Annotated in this window: 25 protein-coding genes; 1 reads left to right on the top strand and 24 read right to left on the bottom strand. The window is 59.3% G+C overall.

Annotation, left to right across the window (positions count from 1 at the left end):
* Positions 1-273 precede the first annotated feature (273 nt).
* Entirely contained in the window at positions 274-1,386 is a 1,113-nt protein-coding gene (locus QRN41_RS18375) for an LOG family protein (RefSeq protein ID WP_034137195.1), read from the top strand.
* 116 nt (positions 1,387-1,502) lie between these two features.
* On the opposite strand, the gene recX is transcribed toward QRN41_RS18375, so the two are convergent.
* From recX to QRN41_RS18255, 24 genes are all read right to left on the bottom strand, one after another.
* Positions 1,503-1,970 (bottom strand): recombination regulator RecX, encoded by a 468-nt coding sequence (recX, locus tag QRN41_RS18370; protein ID WP_167416410.1) that lies wholly within the window; start codon positions 1,968-1,970, stop codon positions 1,503-1,505.
* 8 nt (positions 1,971-1,978) lie between these two features.
* Positions 1,979-3,037, bottom strand: coding sequence for a recombinase RecA (gene recA, locus QRN41_RS18365; RefSeq protein WP_034096166.1), 1,059 nt, complete (start codon positions 3,035-3,037; stop codon positions 1,979-1,981).
* Positions 3,038-3,120: 83 nt separating this feature from the next.
* Positions 3,121-3,621, bottom strand: coding sequence for a CinA family protein (locus QRN41_RS18360; RefSeq protein ID WP_034096165.1), 501 nt, complete (start codon positions 3,619-3,621; stop codon positions 3,121-3,123).
* Positions 3,622-3,702: 81 nt separating this feature from the next.
* Positions 3,703-4,215: a lysis system i-spanin subunit Rz gene (locus QRN41_RS18355; RefSeq protein WP_285421964.1), complete on the bottom strand. Its 513-nt coding sequence runs from the start codon at positions 4,213-4,215 to the stop codon at positions 3,703-3,705.
* Positions 4,203-4,760 carry a glycoside hydrolase family 19 protein gene (locus QRN41_RS18350; RefSeq protein WP_285421963.1) on the bottom strand — a complete coding sequence of 186 codons (558 nt, stop codon included), beginning with the start codon at positions 4,758-4,760 and terminating at the stop codon, positions 4,203-4,205. The genes QRN41_RS18355 and QRN41_RS18350 overlap by 13 nt, the downstream gene beginning before the upstream one ends.
* Before the next feature lie 22 nt (positions 4,761-4,782).
* Entirely contained in the window at positions 4,783-5,793 is a 1,011-nt protein-coding gene (locus QRN41_RS18345) for a contractile injection system protein, VgrG/Pvc8 family (RefSeq protein WP_285421962.1), read from the bottom strand.
* A gap of 9 nt (positions 5,794-5,802) precedes the next feature.
* Positions 5,803-6,015, bottom strand: a complete 213-nt coding sequence (locus QRN41_RS18340) for a tail protein X (RefSeq protein WP_285421961.1) — start codon at positions 6,013-6,015, stop codon at positions 5,803-5,805.
* Positions 6,008-6,391 carry a phage tail protein gene (locus QRN41_RS18335; protein WP_034096160.1) on the bottom strand — a complete coding sequence of 128 codons (384 nt, stop codon included), beginning with the start codon at positions 6,389-6,391 and terminating at the stop codon, positions 6,008-6,010. The genes QRN41_RS18340 and QRN41_RS18335 overlap by 8 nt, the downstream gene beginning before the upstream one ends.
* Positions 6,391-7,635 (bottom strand): glycine zipper domain-containing protein, encoded by a 1,245-nt coding sequence (locus tag QRN41_RS18330; protein ID WP_285421960.1) that lies wholly within the window; start codon positions 7,633-7,635, stop codon positions 6,391-6,393. The genes QRN41_RS18335 and QRN41_RS18330 overlap by 1 nt, the downstream gene beginning before the upstream one ends.
* 6 nt (positions 7,636-7,641) lie before the next feature.
* On the bottom strand, positions 7,642-7,767 hold the full coding sequence (locus tag QRN41_RS18325) for a hypothetical protein (protein ID WP_010212704.1): 126 nt from the start codon (positions 7,765-7,767) through the stop codon (positions 7,642-7,644).
* On the bottom strand, positions 7,764-8,336 hold the full coding sequence (locus QRN41_RS18320) for a phage tail assembly protein (RefSeq protein ID WP_285421959.1): 573 nt from the start codon (positions 8,334-8,336) through the stop codon (positions 7,764-7,766). Before QRN41_RS18320 ends, QRN41_RS18325 begins: the two co-directional genes overlap by 4 nt.
* A 50-nt stretch (positions 8,337-8,386) precedes the next feature.
* On the bottom strand, positions 8,387-8,893 hold the full coding sequence (locus QRN41_RS18315; protein WP_034137187.1) for a phage major tail tube protein: 507 nt from the start codon (positions 8,891-8,893) through the stop codon (positions 8,387-8,389).
* The gene (locus QRN41_RS18310) at positions 8,893-10,059 is read right to left on the bottom strand and encodes a phage tail sheath protein (RefSeq protein WP_167416403.1); all 1,167 of its coding nucleotides are present in this window, start codon (positions 10,057-10,059) and stop codon (positions 8,893-8,895) included. Before QRN41_RS18310 ends, QRN41_RS18315 begins: the two co-directional genes overlap by 1 nt.
* A 2-nt stretch (positions 10,060-10,061) precedes the next feature.
* On the bottom strand, positions 10,062-10,235 hold the full coding sequence (locus QRN41_RS18305) for a hypothetical protein (RefSeq protein WP_167389876.1): 174 nt from the start codon (positions 10,233-10,235) through the stop codon (positions 10,062-10,064).
* Between the two features lie 84 nt (positions 10,236-10,319).
* Positions 10,320-10,556 carry a tail fiber assembly protein gene (locus QRN41_RS18300; protein WP_285421958.1) on the bottom strand — a complete coding sequence of 79 codons (237 nt, stop codon included), beginning with the start codon at positions 10,554-10,556 and terminating at the stop codon, positions 10,320-10,322.
* Between the two features lie 9 nt (positions 10,557-10,565).
* Positions 10,566-11,318: a hypothetical protein gene (locus QRN41_RS18295; protein ID WP_169867412.1), complete on the bottom strand. Its 753-nt coding sequence runs from the start codon at positions 11,316-11,318 to the stop codon at positions 10,566-10,568.
* A 62-nt stretch (positions 11,319-11,380) separates the two neighbouring features.
* Positions 11,381-11,923, bottom strand: coding sequence for a hypothetical protein (locus tag QRN41_RS18290; protein ID WP_123480577.1), 543 nt, complete (start codon positions 11,921-11,923; stop codon positions 11,381-11,383).
* A complete protein-coding gene (locus tag QRN41_RS18285) occupies positions 11,920-12,558 on the bottom strand; it encodes a phage tail protein I (protein ID WP_285421957.1) in 639 nt (212 codons plus the stop codon). The genes QRN41_RS18290 and QRN41_RS18285 overlap by 4 nt, the downstream gene beginning before the upstream one ends.
* Positions 12,555-13,550 (bottom strand): baseplate J/gp47 family protein, encoded by a 996-nt coding sequence (locus QRN41_RS18280; protein WP_285421956.1) that lies wholly within the window; start codon positions 13,548-13,550, stop codon positions 12,555-12,557. The genes QRN41_RS18285 and QRN41_RS18280 overlap by 4 nt, the downstream gene beginning before the upstream one ends.
* Positions 13,547-13,879, bottom strand: coding sequence for a phage baseplate protein (locus QRN41_RS18275; RefSeq protein ID WP_034137182.1), 333 nt, complete (start codon positions 13,877-13,879; stop codon positions 13,547-13,549). The genes QRN41_RS18280 and QRN41_RS18275 overlap by 4 nt, the downstream gene beginning before the upstream one ends.
* A gap of 9 nt (positions 13,880-13,888) precedes the next feature.
* Positions 13,889-14,500 carry a phage baseplate assembly protein V gene (locus QRN41_RS18270; protein WP_167416398.1) on the bottom strand — a complete coding sequence of 204 codons (612 nt, stop codon included), beginning with the start codon at positions 14,498-14,500 and terminating at the stop codon, positions 13,889-13,891.
* A gap of 3 nt (positions 14,501-14,503) precedes the next feature.
* Positions 14,504-15,019: a hypothetical protein gene (locus QRN41_RS18265; protein ID WP_167416397.1), complete on the bottom strand. Its 516-nt coding sequence runs from the start codon at positions 15,017-15,019 to the stop codon at positions 14,504-14,506.
* Between the two features lie 21 nt (positions 15,020-15,040).
* The gene (locus tag QRN41_RS18260; RefSeq protein WP_034096148.1) at positions 15,041-15,385 is read right to left on the bottom strand and encodes a phage holin family protein; all 345 of its coding nucleotides are present in this window, start codon (positions 15,383-15,385) and stop codon (positions 15,041-15,043) included.
* Positions 15,386-15,982: 597 nt separating this feature from the next.
* Positions 15,983-16,717 (bottom strand): LexA family transcriptional regulator, encoded by a 735-nt coding sequence (locus QRN41_RS18255; RefSeq protein ID WP_080761400.1) that lies wholly within the window; start codon positions 16,715-16,717, stop codon positions 15,983-15,985.
* Between the last annotated feature and the right edge of the window lie 42 nt (positions 16,718-16,759).

Genomic DNA, 16,759 nt, shown 5'->3' with positions numbered 1-16,759 from the left:
AGCCAAGGCTTCTTCGGCCCATGATCGAGCCATCCCAAACACCCTCGCGTAACGGTTTCCGTGCCGTCATGTAACATTTTCCAGGCACAAGAGGGTTGCCCTGCTGCAACTTGCAGTGCAAAGGTTTTTAAATCACAAGGAATATACAGAGCGCGCTTTGCCGACTGGCAAACAGGTGCAATGCCTAGGGCATGCAGCGACACATGCAGTGTCGTGGCCGCCGGACGATCACACTCGCCGCCGGCCCAACCTCTGTGAAGAAGGAGACGTTGAATGCCTTACCAACCGAATGACAGCTTGATACGACATTTTGAAGAACACGGGCCCGAGCTTACACAGCAAGTCGAAGCTCAGCTCCAGCAGATCGCCCCCAACAGCCCGAATAGCCCCCTGTATCGCGACATGATCCTTACCGTGCTGCGCATGGCGCAAGACGACCGCGACCGTTGGAACGCCAAAATAACCCTACAGGCCATCCGCGAATTGGACCACTCGTTCCGGGTTCTGGAACAGTTCAAGGGGCGACGCAAGGTCACCGTATTCGGCTCGGCACGCACTCCGGTAGAAAGCCCGTTATATGCCTTGGCTCGCGAGGTGGGCGCCGCCTTGGCGCGCTCCGATCTGATGGTGATCACCGGCGGTGGCGGCGGCATCATGGCCGCAGCACATGAGGGTGCTGGCCTGGAGCACAGCCTGGGGTTCAATATCACCTTACCTTTTGAACAGCACGCCAACCCCACCATCGATGGCACTGAAAACCTGCTGTCCTTCCACTTCTTCTTTACCCGCAAATTGTTCTTCGTCAAAGAAGCCGATGCGCTGGTGTTATGCCCAGGCGGTTTCGGCACCCTGGACGAAGCGCTGGAAGTATTGACGCTGATCCAGACCGGCAAGAGCCCGCTGGTGCCGGTGGTGTTGCTGGATGCGCCCGGCGGTGGGTTCTGGCAAGGCGCTTTGGATTTTATCCGCAACCAGTTGGAGGCCAATCGCTACATTCTGCCGACCGATCTCAAGCTGGTTCGGTTGGTGTACAGCGCTGAAGAGGCCGTGGACGAAATCAATCAGTTCTACGCCAACTTCCACTCCACACGCTGGCTCAAACGGGAGTTTGTGATGCGCATGAACCATCCGCTCAGCGAACAGGCCTTGGCGCATCTGCAGACTGAATTCGCCAGCCTGCGTTTGAGTGGCGAGTTCCAGCAACTGGCTTATACCGGGGAGGAACATGATGAGCCGAAATTCAGCCATTTGACGCGATTGGTGTTCAATTTCAACGGGCGAGATCAAGGCCGTTTGCGAGAGTTGGTGGACTACATCAACCTGCCAGAGAACTGGGCCCATGCCCAGGGCACGGCGCAGCAGCGAGTGACACCAGAGCCAGCGTGAATTCAGAAATGCGAAAAGGCCCGCTATTTTCATAGCGGGCCTTTTAGGGTGTATCGGGGGATCGTATTAAACGACCAGGGGTTATGTAGCCGTTCGCCGGAACGAATCTGCGTTACTCAGTCGTCCATCTCTCGACCGCTGAGCAAACGGCTGATCATATCCATTGAAAACCCGCGATAGCTCAGGAATCGACCTTGTTTCGCACGCTCCTTGGCATCAATCGGCAGATGACCAGAGAACTTGCGACGCCAGGTATCCTCCAGTTGCGACTGCCAGTTGATACCGCACTCACGCAAAGCAAGATCGATATCGCTACGCTGCAAACCGCGCTGGCTCAGTTCTTCGCGAATTCGTGCAGGACCATAGCCGGACCGGGCTCGGTAGGAAACAAAACTTTCCAGGTAACGGGATTCGGAAAGCAGGCCCTCCTCCGTCAAACGGTCGAGGGCGGCTTCGATCATCTCGGGCTCTGCGCCGCGCTGGCGCAATTTACGCGTCAGTTCGACTCGACCATGCTCGCGGCGAGCGAGCAGGTCCATTGCAGTGCGCCTAACGGCGACGAGTGTATCCAGTACAACAGTCATCGTTTGCTTCAGATGTCGGTGTCGGCTTCTTCCATCTCGTCAACCGGCTCACGGTTGGCGGCAGCTTTTACGTCTGGCGCGGCAGTCAGCAGCTTGTCGCGAATTTGCTTCTCAAGCGCAGCGGCGATGTCCGGGTTATCCGCCAGGAACTTGGCCGAGTTGGCCTTGCCTTGACCGATCTTGCTGCCATTGTAGGCATACCAGGCCCCGGATTTCTCGACGAAGCCGTGCAACACGCCCAGGTCGATCATCTCGCCGTTCAGGTAGATACCCTTGCCGTAGAGAATCTGGAATTCGGCCTGACGGAAAGGTGGAGCTACCTTGTTCTTCACCACTTTGACACGGGTTTCGCTACCGACAACCTCGTCGCCTTCTTTCACCGCGCCAGTACGGCGGATATCCAGACGGACCGAAGCGTAGAACTTCAACGCGTTACCACCTGTGGTGGTTTCCGGGCTACCGAACATCACACCGATCTTCATACGGATCTGGTTGATGAAGATCACCAGGCAGTTGGCGTTCTTGATGTTACCGGTGATTTTACGCAGCGCCTGGGACATCAGACGGGCTTGCAGGCCCACGTGCATGTCACCCATTTCGCCTTCGATTTCAGCCTTGGGTACCAGGGCCGCCACGGAGTCGACCACGATCACGTCGATGGCATTGGAGCGCACCAGCATGTCGGTGATTTCCAGGGCCTGCTCACCGGTGTCCGGCTGGGAAACCAGCAGGTCGTCAACGTTGACGCCCAGCTTGCCGGCGTATTCTGGATCCAGGGCGTGTTCGGCATCGACGAACGCGCAGGTGGCGCCCATTTTTTGAGCCTGGGCAATCACCGACAGAGTCAGGGTGGTTTTACCGGAAGATTCAGGACCGTAGATTTCAACGATACGGCCTTTGGGCAGGCCGCCAATGCCGAGTGCGATGTCCAGACCCAGAGAGCCAGTGGAAATAGCCGGGATCGCCTGACGGTCGTGATCGCCCATACGCATTACGGCACCCTTGCCGAATTGACGTTCGATCTGACCCAGGGCCGCAGCCAAGGCTTTCTTCTTGTTGTCGTCCATTAAAGTCCTCACGTAATCAATAAGGCCTGACGGCCAACACCTGTATAAGTAGACAGTATTGTTCCACAAAGATCGGAGAACGCCTACCCCTGTTTTTCTATTTCTACTGCAGCTCGTCGCAACAAGCCCTCTAGCGCGGCCTTGACCGTTTGTCGGCGGACCTCGTCACGGTTGCCCTTGAAGTGCTCGCGCTGCGCCGTAACCTCATCCCCCACGCCGAACGCCAGCCAAACGGTACCCACCGGTTTTTCCGGCGAACCACCATCCGGCCCCGCCACGCCGCTGACCGCCACGGCGAATCGCGCCAGGCTTTTCTCCTGGGCGCCGCGCACCATCGCCTCCACAACTTCCTGACTCACGGCCCCTACTTTGGCAAACAGCTCGTCGGGAACATTCAACTGTCGAGTCTTCTGCCGGTTGGAGTAGGTGACATAACCGGCCTCGAACCAGGCCGAACTGCCGGGAATCCGCGTAATAGCCTCGGCAATGCCGCCACCGGTACAGGACTCTGCCGTGGTGACATGTGCATTGAGCACCTGCAGGCGGCGGCCCAGTTCAGCGGCAAGTTGAGTGATCTCGTTCACGGTCGTCTCCTGGAGTGGGCGGGCGTTCGCCTACCCTACAGGAGCCGATCGCGCACGCAAGCCACCGGCTGCATCAAGATGCTAACGGGCGATGGTTCGCACGTAGGCCTGGCACGCTCGTAAGGCAATCAGGGCGTTATCGCCGTCGTCGGTGATGGCGATAATTCGCTGAGCATGCGCCGGGTCAAGTCGGGCTCGCGGGGTTGCATGAACCAGGCCGCTGGCGGTGGTGGGGGCTGGCACTGCACAACCGTTGGCGGGGTCGCGGGTGTCGAGAAGGACTGACAACCGCACATCAGCAGTGGCCAGGCGATCACGCAAAGCAGCCTGATGACGTTGTGCATCGCTTAACTCCTGCGCGTGTTGTTGATCGTTGGCGCTGAGCTTCTGCTCCAGGGCCAGTCGCTTGTCGTGTTCGGCCTGTTGTTGACGCACGGCCAACTGGTGTTGTTGATCAAGCTCCCGGGCATGTATCGCCGCCAACCGTTGGATCTGCGCCTCAAACCGCCAGACCTGCACCTGCCAGGCCAGCCCCGCCGCCATCGCCATCAGCAGGAAATAGCCGAGCAAACGGTAGGACGTTAAGAACCGCATAACACCGCCTTCGCCCGCGCCCACAGCTGCATGCGCTGCTCCAGGCCATTGAGCCCACCATTGATGCGGCGCGTAATCGTGGTGAATTGATCCTTGTCGGCCAACGCGTTCAGACCATTGCTTGCCCAATACCAAGCCGCCGACTCACACGCCCACCGGGGCTGCTCAAGCAGTTCAGGCTGAGCCAACAGGCGATCGTCGCCGAATAGGGCCCGACTGCACGTCATATAGTTTCGACGGCCGGTAACCTGGATGAGCCCCCTGCCCCGATACTTCTGACCGTCACCATCCGCTTCGGGCGTATTGCCCAGGCGCGCAGCCAAGGTGCCGGTGTCGTATTTGCTCAGGTATTGGTGGCTGCCCAATTCGCGCAGGTATTGCAGCTCGCCGGATTCGTGAGCGATCTGAGCGAGAAAGGCAGCGATGCGTTGGGGGGTGTCGATAGCGTACCGTTCCATCGCAGCATTTATGGCGGGCAAAAAAACACCCGCTACGAGGCGGGCTGCTGGCATGATGTGGACAAGCTGGGCAAGCGTAATCAGCATGGTTTCTACTCTGTAAGAAGGTCTAGATCGACAACCCGCCCGCCACAATCGAACTGCGATACCCCGTCGTCGGGTCACCCACATGGGTCACTTGGGTGATCGACCAGCGCCCTTGCATATAGGACGGCCAGCTCTGATCCAGCAGCAGCAACCCTTCAGCGGCGAGCAGCGGGTTGCCTGGACAATCGATCTGTAATTTCAAATCTTCACGGCCCACGCGCCGCAGTTCGCCTTCGGCCACAGCGCGGGCTTCGGCTTCGTTCTGGCAGCGTTGGCGCAAGGTTTTGAACGGCGCAATGCCGACTTGCACGACGTGCTGTTTGCCCCCAGCCGCATCCCACCAGGTCACACGGCACCCCATGTACTTAGAGCGCGATTGCTCGTCGAGCCTGGCTGTGATGAACGCTTGGTCACCGGGTCGGTTGTCCTGGGTCACGGATAACGTCACCTCCGGCAGAGGTTGCCCGGAAAGCGAGTGGACCTTGCCGGCTTCCGCCAACACATACAGTTCGTTGATCGGTTTTGTGACGGCGCTATAGCGATTGGCCAGGCGCGTGATAAACGCCATGTCGCTTTCGTTGGATTGATCGATATGGGGAATCGGAATGCCTTCCAGCGCCGGTGCCACCCGGGGTGAATAGCCATGCCGGCTGACTAACTGACGAAACAGCGCGCCCAGGGTGGTGGGGCCGTAACTGGCGGAGCGGCGCTGCCGGTAATGGCTGGGGTCCGCAGCACTGAAAGGTGCGGCGGTGGCGACGATCATCAGGCGCATCGGAAACAGCACCGGTGTTCGCTGTGTGATGACGAATTCGCCCTTCTCCACCAGGCCCGACTCCTGATAGCCGACCCGTAGACCAATCTTGCCGCTCAAGCTCGGCAACCCTTCCAGGCCCTCGGTATTGAGCGTGAGTTCCAGCCGGTCGGTCTGGATACCGGCGGCATCGGTATGGCTCCAGTGCATCAACCGTTGGTTAAGCAATGCCGCATTGGCACCGTAGAACTCAACGACCGGGGTGAATCCCTGTGTCATATGGCCTCCTCAATCCCAGGCCGAAATCGACCGCAATGCCGCTGGCCGGGCGTGCAACTCCGGCACCACCACCCACACGCCCGCCGGCAATACCGGCCCGTGCTCGGCCAGTTCGGGGTTCAGGCGCCAGAGGGTTTCTTCAGCAGCGTCGTCACAGCGCCCCAACTCGCGGTACAGCAGCAGGTTGACCGAATCCCCGGCAATACTTCGCACTCTACGCATTGACGAACTCCTCCAATTCAAGGCTCCAAGACATGACCATGGCGGTGCCGTCGTCGATCACATGGCTTTGGTTTTCCACCACGGCGTTGATGCGCCACAGCCCCCAGTTCCGGCCGATCCCGTCGACCAGCGGCAGCGGTGCCCGCGCATTCTGCAAGGCGCGCAATTCGTCCAGGCGCTGCATACCTACGGCGTACATCGCCGTGCCGCCGAACGTGAGTTTCTCCAGAGCCTGACCGCTCTGACGGGACTGCGGCTTGCTGGCAATGATTTCCAGGTTGCTCCAGCCCCCGTAACTGCTGTGGGTGAGCGTGGCGTAGGCAAAACCTCGTGAGAGGCCAAAGATAAAATCGCCCAATACCATCTGTTGTCGCATCAATCACCTCCGGGGTCGGCCAATGCCGCGTTGCGTCGAATGCCGAGGGAGTCGGTCACCATGGGCATGCATTGGAATTGCAGGGCCTGGAGCACTTGGTTGACCACTTGCTGGGCATCGGCGGGGTTGACGCCAGTGATCTGGATGCTCGGCGAGATCGTGACCTGGACGTTGTCGGTGCGAGCACTGTTGAGTTCCTTGCTCAGGGCATTCGGCGCGGGCAGGCGATCACTTGAACTGAACAGTTTGTCACCGAGCCAACTGCCCGCTTCGCTGCCCAGCAAGCCACCGATTGCACCACCGACGGCGGTACCGATACCGGGAAAAACCAGCGTGCCAAGTGCAGCCCCGGCCGATGCGCCAGCCCAGGCGCCACCGGCGGTGCTCAGGCCACTGCCAACGGCTTTGGCATCGCCTTGGCGCACGCCTTGCACGACGGCCATCGCGCTGTCGACGTACTTCAGCGGGCCCAGCCTGCGCACGACGGATGACTCCAGTCGGATCGCGGCGCCAGCCAGGCTCGAAGGGGCCGCTGCGCGTGGAGCAATCGTCGAGGCATTGAACCCCAGGCGCGGACCTTCGAATACCTTGCTTACCTTCTCGAAGAGGCTGCGCACCGTGGCGACGAAACTCAAAGAGGTTCGGGGGGGACTGCGCCTTGACTTCATGAACGTAGGCTTGCCTGGCCCTCTCTTCCCAGATGACTTGTTGGGCCCATAACGCTTAGGCCCCCGCAGCGCCTCGCTGACACCCGAGCAGCAAGCGTCACCGCCCTTGCCGGCCCCCTGAAATACCGCACCGATGCCGGGGATTTTGCCCAGGGTCGCTTCAAGCACTTTGTCTGAAACCTTGGTTCTGAACGAATCCGTCAAACCTTCAACTGCCCACTTGAGCAATTGAGTGGCGGAGGTTTCGGCAGGTTTTGTTTCTTCCGGCGTTTTCTTCGTCTCACTGGTCGCGGGGCTCAGGGCCGGGGCGGTCACGGCAGCGCCGGTGATGAACAACGTCGTGTTGAGCGTCTCCAGCGTCTCGCGCAACCGTACCTGCTCCAGGGTCAACGCATTCAGGTCCACGCTGACGGTAACCAGCGCCGAGCTGAGCGTCGATTGCGGTGATGGAGCCTCGCGTTCAGGCGCGGCCAAGCTTGCAGAGAACGGTGCGAGCACACTGCCCAGATCCGCGTCACCGAGCATCCAGCGGTTGTCTTGCACCGCGAGCCGGGTCGCATATTGAGTCTCTTGCATCTCGCTTTACTCCTGTTTAACCCCAAGGCGAGTGATCGCAATGTCGTAGCGGCGCAGTGCTTTTGCGGCGTCCCAGTCGAGAATTTCCGCTTCGTTTACCGAGTAAACCAGCGGCACCACATCGAGGATCACCTCGATGTCGCGTTCCGAAAGAAGTCCGCCGGTTGATTTAAAAAATCGTCGATGCGCTCCTGCAATTCCGTCCAGTCCGGCACGGTCAACCCCGCGAGATCCGGGATCATCAAGCCGGTGCAATGGGCAGTGATGAACTCGGCGCGTTCTTTGTTGGTGGCGAGTTTTTTCATCACTTTGGTGGCGCGCAGGGCGGGCATTTCCAGGGGCAGTTCATTCAGGGTTCGGCCGGCTGCATCCAGGGGCAATAGCAGTTGGATGGGCTGATCGTGGGACGACTGCTGAGGTTCGTTGAGAAAGAATGAAGTAGGTCGCGTCGACATCTCGTGTACGTACTGAGCGATAGACACGTAGTCCGGGCGCTTGAGCTGGTCGAGTTCTTTTTCCGACAGGCCGGTGGCGAGTTTCGCCAGTTCAAAGAACTGATCGTCCTCGTCGTCACCGGCCCGGGCCAGCGCGTCTTTTTGCGCGGCGTAGTACAGCGGTTTGAGTTGCACCTGCTCGATCATCGCGCCGGTGTCGGCGGTGATTGCAGACAGCAACCTATGCAGCGGTGGCATCCAGGCCATGGGGCAATTCCTTGTTCAAGCAAGGGGCGAGCGCACCCGCCCCCAGGGGTTTAAGGCATCAGCACAGCGCGGCGCGCATCGCCCAGGATATCGACGCCGTTGAGCACGAATTTCTGGGTGCGCACGTCGATGTCGATCACCGGGATGCCGTTTTCCAGACGATTGTAGGTGCGGCAGGACAACTCCAGCGTGGTGAGCGCCTTCTCGCCCATCTTCAGCTTCGCTTCATCCAGGGATTTGAGCTTGCCGCCGACGGTGTGGTAGGTGAAATACGTCTTGCCGTCCTGGTCCTGACCGGCTTCACGTACGTTGAGCAGGATGTCGTCACCCATGCGCACGCCCAGCGCCAGCATGATTTCAGGACCGGCACCCTGGAGGACCAGCGTGGCATTGAGCACCTTGCCGCTCTTGGCCATTTCCTCGGCGATAAAGCGCCCACCGGACATGGGTTCCATCTCGAACTCGATCTTCGGCGGAGTGAACTCTTCCACCGTCGCGGACAACGGCAGGCCTTGGAGGGTGGCCGCAATGGCCTGTCTGACTCGGTTGGTAAACATTAGAGAACGTCCTCCAGGAACTGCTCGATGATTTCATCACGGGCGTTGAGTTGATAAATCATGTGTTCGTTGGGCGCGTAGCGGCCATAGTCGATGACGATGAACCAGGTGCCGTTTTTGTACTTTTCGACACTGTTCAACTCCGGGTGCAGGTACACGCTGGCGCCGGGAATGGTTTCGTCGGCGACCAGGGTTTGCAGCCAGTCGTTGATGCGCTTGACCTCCTGATCCATGAAGGACTTGGTGAGGTTCTTGGCCATGGCTTTCTGGCCGGCCTTGACCAGTTTGCGGCTGATGGCATCTTCCAGGCCGACATAGCTGATGAATTTGCCGGTGATGGAACGGTTACCCAGCAACGAAAAGCCGCCGAGGATGGTGCGCGCGTAGTAGCTCACGCCATAACGGTTGAGCAGGTCGCCTTCGGTGGAGGTGTCGAGGATGTTGTACTCGACCACGCGGGAAACGTCCTCGGCGAACGTCACCTGATTACCCGGGCTCTCCCACTGCTTGACCTTGGCCAGCGCGGCGATCGCCAGAGACGACGGCGACAGAAACACGTTTTTCTTCGCCGCCTTGGAGTACACCGACGGCATGTTGTGCACCAGCAGGCAGCGGTCGAAACCCAGGTCGGCGCCGCCCAGTTCGCCGCTATAGGCCACTTGGTCGGCGACGCTGGCATCTTTGCCATCGAGCACGACACGCGCCTTGATGCGCTTGCCGAACGAGGCAAACTCGCCGGCCACGGCCTTGGTGCCAGTGAAGCCGGGGGCGCCGATGATGGTCAGGTCTTCAGGCACGCTGGCGAGCGCGGCCAGGCCCAGTTTGCGGCCGGTGACCGGGTCGTTACCACCGATCACATTGTTGAGCGTATCGGCCGCAGTGGCGCCCTCTTCGACGATCACCACGTAGACCGGCACCTTCACCACTTTGAGAATCTGGTAGACGGCGTGGAACAACGTGCCCGACTCGGCACCGGTGGTGTCCAGCAGCGCCTGGGTGGTGAAGCTATTGATGCGAAACGGCGCATTTTTTGGAATCGACGCATGGGCGTTCGGCGCGGTGCCGACCAGACCGATGACGTTATCACCCAGGCCACCCATGGCCTCGGGTGATTCGGTGGCATTGACGGTGATACCGTTGTGCTCGAAGTTCAGAACCTCAGCCATGGTTATTCAGCCTTCTTCGGGGTGGAGTTAAGGACGCTGGTCAGTTCCAGACGGCCAGCGGTGCGCAGGGCGGATGCTTCGACGTCCAGCAGTTCCAGCTCCTGGCCAACGGTGGACCAATGGCCGCCTCCGGTAGGGAATGGGATGAGGACGGTGTAGGTTTGGCGGGTAGGCATAGGTGGGTTTCTCCGGTTGAGAACGCCAAAGCCCCTTGAGGAGGGGCTTTGGGAAGGCGAAAAAAAACCGCTTTCGCGGTGAGGTTATTTGAGAAAGGAGGGTTTAGAGGGCCACTCGACCGCGTCCGGGTCGCTGCCTTGGTCCGGGATATCTCGCAGGCCCTGGCGATAGGCTAAAAACGCAGCCTTGTTTGACTCCTCCATTTGATAATCTGGCATAGCCGCATAATCGCTGGCAGCCAGATCCTGGTCGCGAGCACTACGAATTACCTGCCACTTGATTAGCGGATGAAGTTCAGCAGGTACAAAAATCGGTTTCATAATTTCTCCTTAATTCAACGCCAACATAGTTCCCCAGTCACCTGGACTAGTAACAACACCCGTGCATGCACCTGCCAGCATCACCTCGACAACCCCGGAGGCGGAGTTACGCATTGGGTGCAGATGATAATAAGCACCGAAGAGCTCGGTGGGTGCTACAACTGCAGAGCACCAGCGCCATTTGCCTTTTTCTGCCCCTGTGCTCCAAGCACCAGCAATTGCCCCCTCTACAACGCGGACAAAAGCCCCCAATGTAATGTAAGAGTTAAGCGGCACCGCGCCAGTCCCATTTGCAAGCGCCGTATCTACGGTATAGGGGAAAGCCAGCCAGGGACTCACATCGGCGGTTGCCCATTTCAACTGCCACACGTTGACGATAGTTCGCCAGTACTCACTGGCCCTGATATCAAATCCAGGAAACTGTTCACGCACGTCCGCCTGTACCTGCAACATGAAGTCCACATCCGCCTGCGGGCGTCCCGTGGCTTGAGAGGTAGTAGTTATCGAACGAAGTTTGTTGCAAGTAACTTCACCATGAATACCCCAGTTATCAATCAATTTCCCGTCGGCGCTGGGGTACAAATTGAAATTTTTAGTCACCGCTAGCCTTGGCAAGCGATTTTTAAGATCCAACAATTGCGCTTCATAGGCACGTCGTGCCTCAGCAATCGCTTTATCAATCTCTCCGACCTTTCCGGTGATAACTTGGGTAAGGTTATTCGCTGCACTGACCACGGCGGCCAGTTGTTGTTCTGTACTCAAGATATGATCTCCTTATCTTTTACAATGACCGGACAGCTTCTCAATTTAGAAAGCCGACAAAACTAGATGCCACCCCCAACACTTTCGAGTTTCATTACTCGAAACATGAGCCCTACCCCTCTGGCCATGTTGTCTACACTGGCTGCGGACAACGCTGCCAACTCATCGATCAACAACACATTCAGATTTTCACTCCCCACTAAAATCACCACGCTATCCCCCGGCAACGGCGAAACATCCAGCGTGAACTTCTGCAGCACCCGAGCCGCCGCCGCTTTATACGTCAGCAACTTTCCTGCGACGGAATACACCGCCAACAGCGTCCCACTGGCGAGATAAAAGCCAAACTCGCCAATTTCATATTCCCCGTCGCCGTCAAACAGCGCGGCCATCCTGAGTTGGTGGTTGCCCAGGTCTTCGTAATCCACGATGGCGACCCGTTGGCGTTCGTCGCGCAAGGCCACTTCGCTGCCGTCCGGGTTGTAGCGGCCGGTGCCGGCGCCAATGTGGGTGATTTCACCTTTCAAACCCTGGTTCTTTGCCTGCAGCACTTCATCCAATCCCTTGGCGGTGAAGCGCACCAGGCGCGTAATGTCATCTGTCATGGCTGCGCCCTGAGGTCGTAGTCGTTAATGGTGTAGTGCAGGGCTGCGCCGGTTTGGGTAAGCCGGGCGCCCAGCACTGTTTCGGGTAGAGCGCCCCGCAGGGAAAACTCACTGTCACTCAACGGCGGGTCGAGCGCGCTGCTGATCGAAAGGCCGCCCAAGGTCTCGTGGACAATGGTGATGGTGGCCTGATCACGCTCGCTCTTGGCCGCGTTGATACGCCGAATCAGCCGGTTGTGGTCACCGCTGGACCAACTGCGCCCCACAATTGCCTGCACGTCAAAGGTGTACGGCACGCCCAGCGGCCGCTGCTGATACCAGGCGCTGATATTGGGCGTAAAACCCAAAGACTCCACCGCATGGATCAACGCCTTGGGCGTGCCCGCTTGACGCTGGATCTGCCAGGAAAGCCCCACGGTCAGGCGTTTTTCCGATTCGCTGGCTTGGGTATTCCATTCGCTGACACCCCGGTCGGCGGCCAGGTACGGCAGAAATTGGACGGGGGTTTGCAGCGGGTTCATCAGCGCGGGAAACGGCGGTACGACGCGGTCCAGCAGGGTGCCGAAGCCCAGGTCCAGGGCTTTCTCCAGTGCTGAGCTATTGGCCGGCAACAGGCTCGCTTTGCTTTCACTCATAGCGTGCGCACCTCCACCTCGACACCGGTGCAATAAGGGGCCTGGAAGGCTGTGGTGATGATCGGTTCCAGAGGTTCGAGAATCTGCAACTGCGCCGCGCCCGCACTGTGAATGGCGTAGTCGATCCAACTGGGGTCGACGCGTCCTTCGAGGCGATGGCAGGAGTCGGCGTAGGTTTGCAGCAGGCGTTGAGCCGCCACTTGGGTCAACCCGGAATCCGGCCCGGCGTTGATCTTGGCCACGACGCGGATTTTGTACGGCAGGATCTGCGCACTCTGCACGCTGACCAGATCGGTTTCCGGCCTTACATCCGGCCGTGCGAAATGTCGTCGCACGCCGTCAAGCAATTCGGCGGATGCGCTGCCGTCGCCCTCCCTTGACAGTACCGTGACCATGACTTCGCCTGGAGCGGTGCGCCGCGCATTGCCATCCTTGACTTGGGCCGCGTAGCCGTCCGGGTCGAAGGTGTAGCTGACGGTAACCACGCCGGGAGTGGCGCTCTGCACCTTGACCGACGGCCGTTCACCCAGGGTGAAGACCTCGCGTCGATACTGCATCCGCGAGCCTGCCGCCGGTGCATGGGGTGCCAGGTAGTAGCGCAGACGGGCATCGTCGTCGCTTTCCAGAATGGGTGGTATCGGCGGGAATGCGGCCGGGTCGCCAGGGTCGAGCACTTGGCGCTCCAGCCCCATGTCGGCAAGGCGTGCATCCAAGTTGCTGCCGGTTGCCCACCACGCCAGCATCTGCTTGATACGGGCGTTGTACTTGCGTTCATGGGTTTGCAGGCGCACGCAAAACGCTTCCAGGGCCAGGGTCAATAATTCGCTTTCATTGTCCAGACTGGCCTTGAGTTTGGGCGCGCTTTGCGGCGCACGGGTGGCCACGTAATCGGTGACGAACGCCTTGAATTCCGCCAACAATGGCTCGAACGCCTCCACGGCGATAAGCGCCGGCTCCGCCAGTTGGTTCTGGCCGGGGATCAACATGCTCATGTCACGACCTCGAAGGTTTGTTGACGGTTTTTCCAGGTGCCGGCAAAACGCAGCAACAAACCAGCGCCTTGCCGCGTAGCGACGATGACCTCGGGTTGAAAATCGGCGATGCCATTCTGGGTGTTGTAGAACGCCTGCGCGGCATGGCTCTGGGCGAGGATCAGCAGGTCGTCGCCCAGGTTCTGACCAAGCAGTTGCGGGATCATCGAGCCGTACAGCGGGCGCTTCTGGCGAGTGCCTATGGGAGTGGTCAGCGCTCGGGTGGCGCGCTGTACGAACTGCAGCCAGTCATCCACGGCTGCCCCGGTGTTTCTATCGATTCCGAGCATGGCAAATCCTTATGCGCTGCTGATCACACGGCCCTGGTGATCCACCACCGGGCCACTTAAATGCACCCCGCCGGCATCCAGCCGCAGGCCGGTAGCCCCCAATTGCAGGGCGATGCTGTCGGCCGTCAGCACCAGGCTGGCGCCACCGATCTGGGCGACGACCTGCTCCCGTGAGCCCGTGACGGTGGTGGGCCCGTTGCGCCAATTGAACAGGTGAGTGGCATCGTCGTAATCGCTTTGCGTCCCGTCCTGATAAAGGCGACGCGTCAACGTCGCCACACGGGAGACAGGCGGAAACTGACTACTGTTGAGGCCGAACAGGGCCACGGACTGCGTCCCCCCTTCCCCACCGGCATAGTTGAGCAGCAGGCATTGCTCGCCCACAGATGGGATGCGGGTTTCCGTCTGCGCACCGGCGCTGGGGTTGAAAAAATGAATGGCCGGGGTGAGCAAATCGCCATGCCGAACCTTGCATGTGTGGCTGGCGGCATCGACTTCCTCACATACGCCAATCCGACAAAAACTGTCGGCGCGGCGGTACAAGTCTTCGAGCTGGGCCTCCATTTGCGCCAGCCGCTCGATGATCGGCCCCAGTTGCATGCGTAGTAACGCGTCGAACATGGTCTACTCCTGCAGAGGTCGATATTGATCGGGATCGTCGATATTCGAGACTTCCCAGGTGCAGGCAAACAGCGGTTTACCCGCAGGATCTTCGAGCAGCGGCGGCCCCAGATAGAGCGTTTGGCTGAAGGCCACCGTCCAGGTGTCGTAGTCCGTTTCGCTGGAGCCCAGAACGGAGGGTGCTGCCACAATGGCCATGGGCAGGTCGCATTGCTCGGCCGGCAGCCCCCAGCGGTTGTCCAGGGCCAGATCCATCAGTTGGCTGGCCAAGTCGCAGGCGTCAAAGGGCGCCGCGCCGCTGGCAACCGTGACTTTGAGAGACACCGACAAGGCATGCGCCTTACGCCCGTCCAGGGCGCGTATTCCGGGGCCGTTACGCTCCACGCCGATCAAAATGCCGCTGGCACCCGTGGCGCCGTTGAAATCCTGGTGATTGCCCACCCGCAGGTGCGGGAACGCCAGCTTGAGCATTTCTGCGATCGCGATGGGCAGTTGGGAAGGTTTTTCGATAAGTGTCATAGGGTCGCGTCCTTGCAGCAATTACTGCTGATCGGGCCGCGAAGTCGGTGTCTGGTTGACCCCGATACGCTTGGCCGCCCAGCGTTCATAAAGACCGATGGCTACGTCGGCCCCCGCCATGGCGGTGAGGCAGCCGATGGCACCGGCTGTCCAGATCGACATGCCGGCGGCGTAACACAGCATCAGGGCCGAAACCCCGCACACCATGCACGCGCCAGACCTCAAGGCCAGGCGCCGGATCAACGACCAACCGCGGGCGCCCTCCTTGTCGGCGCGCCACATTTCGCCGGATACCCCGCCGATCAAGGCCAGTGCAATCACCAGCCAGATAGGCATTTCCGCTAACGCTTGCTGCTCGTTTGTCATGTCACGCCTCCTGGCTGAGCAATGCCGGCTGAATGCCGGTTTTCCGGGTAAATCCATTTATAGGTAGGCATTCCAAAAAGCCCGGTTGCCCGGGCTTTTCAGTAATGCTGTCCTCGAACCTTCGGCGCTACTGGCGCGGTACGGTTCTTTCCTCAATGTTTTTCCGACCACGATCCCTGTCTGCCGGATAACTGCTTCTGGTGCTTTACGCTGCACACCCGGGTCAGTTGCCAACCCTCTGAACCGTTAAGGCCGGTTCATCGCTGCCTGTTTCTTGTAAAGCGGTGTCACTAAAGAGCGTCGGCATCCTTGCCGGTATTGCCTGGCATCCCTGCCATCGCTGTGATGGCGTCCTTGCCGATGTTGCGTGCCTTCCTTGTCATCCTCGGCAGCATCCTTGCCGCCTCCACCAGGCCTTGTTGGCTGGCTTGAGATGAAGAATATGCATGTATGCATATACAGTCAATGCGTAAATGCATTTATTTTCACTCCGGATATGCCCTTGTGCATTTTTGGCTTGGGGATTCAAGGGGTTACTGGCTTTTTGCAGGCGAAAAAAAACCCGCTGCTTGGCGGGTTTTGTCCTACTGAATTGGGTTAACGCGCGTACATGCCCCACCAGAACACATGGCCGAGGATACTGATCTGCTCGTCCTGGATTTCCTGGAAACTGTAGTCCTCGTCCGGATGCTCGTCGCGGTTGAAGCTGCGCAGACGAATCCCGGATGGCAGGCGATAGAGCTGTTTGACCCGCAATTGGCCATTGTGATTAATGGCATACAGATCGCCATCGACGATATCGCCGATGCCGCTCTTGCCCGCATTGACCCCAACGGTGGCGCCATCGCGCAGCACTGGCAACATGCTGTTGCCGCGCACCGTCACACACTTGGCCTGGTCGAATTGCACACCATTGTGTCGCAAGCTGCGCTTTCCAAAACGCAGGCTGGCTTTCTCGCTTTCCTCGATGACGAATCTTCCTGATCCAGCAGCCAATTCAACCTCGCGCAGAAAGGGGATCGACACCTCATCGTCATTGATAGGGGTGTCGTCGTCCCACAGGCTTATGTCCTTGAGTTCCGAATGCATCGGGTCGCGCCCGTCGTCCCGCGCAGCGCCTACGGCCACGCGCCCTCGCAGTTGGTCGGTGCTCACGCCAAAGTATTCGGCAATGCGGGAGATATGCTTGTCAGACGGATCGACAATCTTGCCGCTGAGGATCCGAGACAGCGTGGACTGAGGCACACCGGTACGCCGGTGAAGCTCCGTGGGGGAGATCCGGTCGCGGTCCAGCAATTCTCTTAATACGATAGAAACGTTGCGTTTTTGCATAACGGCGATAGTGCCGGGTGTTTTGCAGCTTGGCAAATGCTA

Source organism: Pseudomonas sp. efr-133-TYG-23, from assembly GCF_030209215.1.
Lineage (GTDB): Bacteria > Pseudomonadota > Gammaproteobacteria > Pseudomonadales > Pseudomonadaceae > Aquipseudomonas > Aquipseudomonas rhodesiae.
Note: the sequence above shows the minus strand (reverse complement) of the source record. Positions and strands in the feature narration are given on the sequence as shown.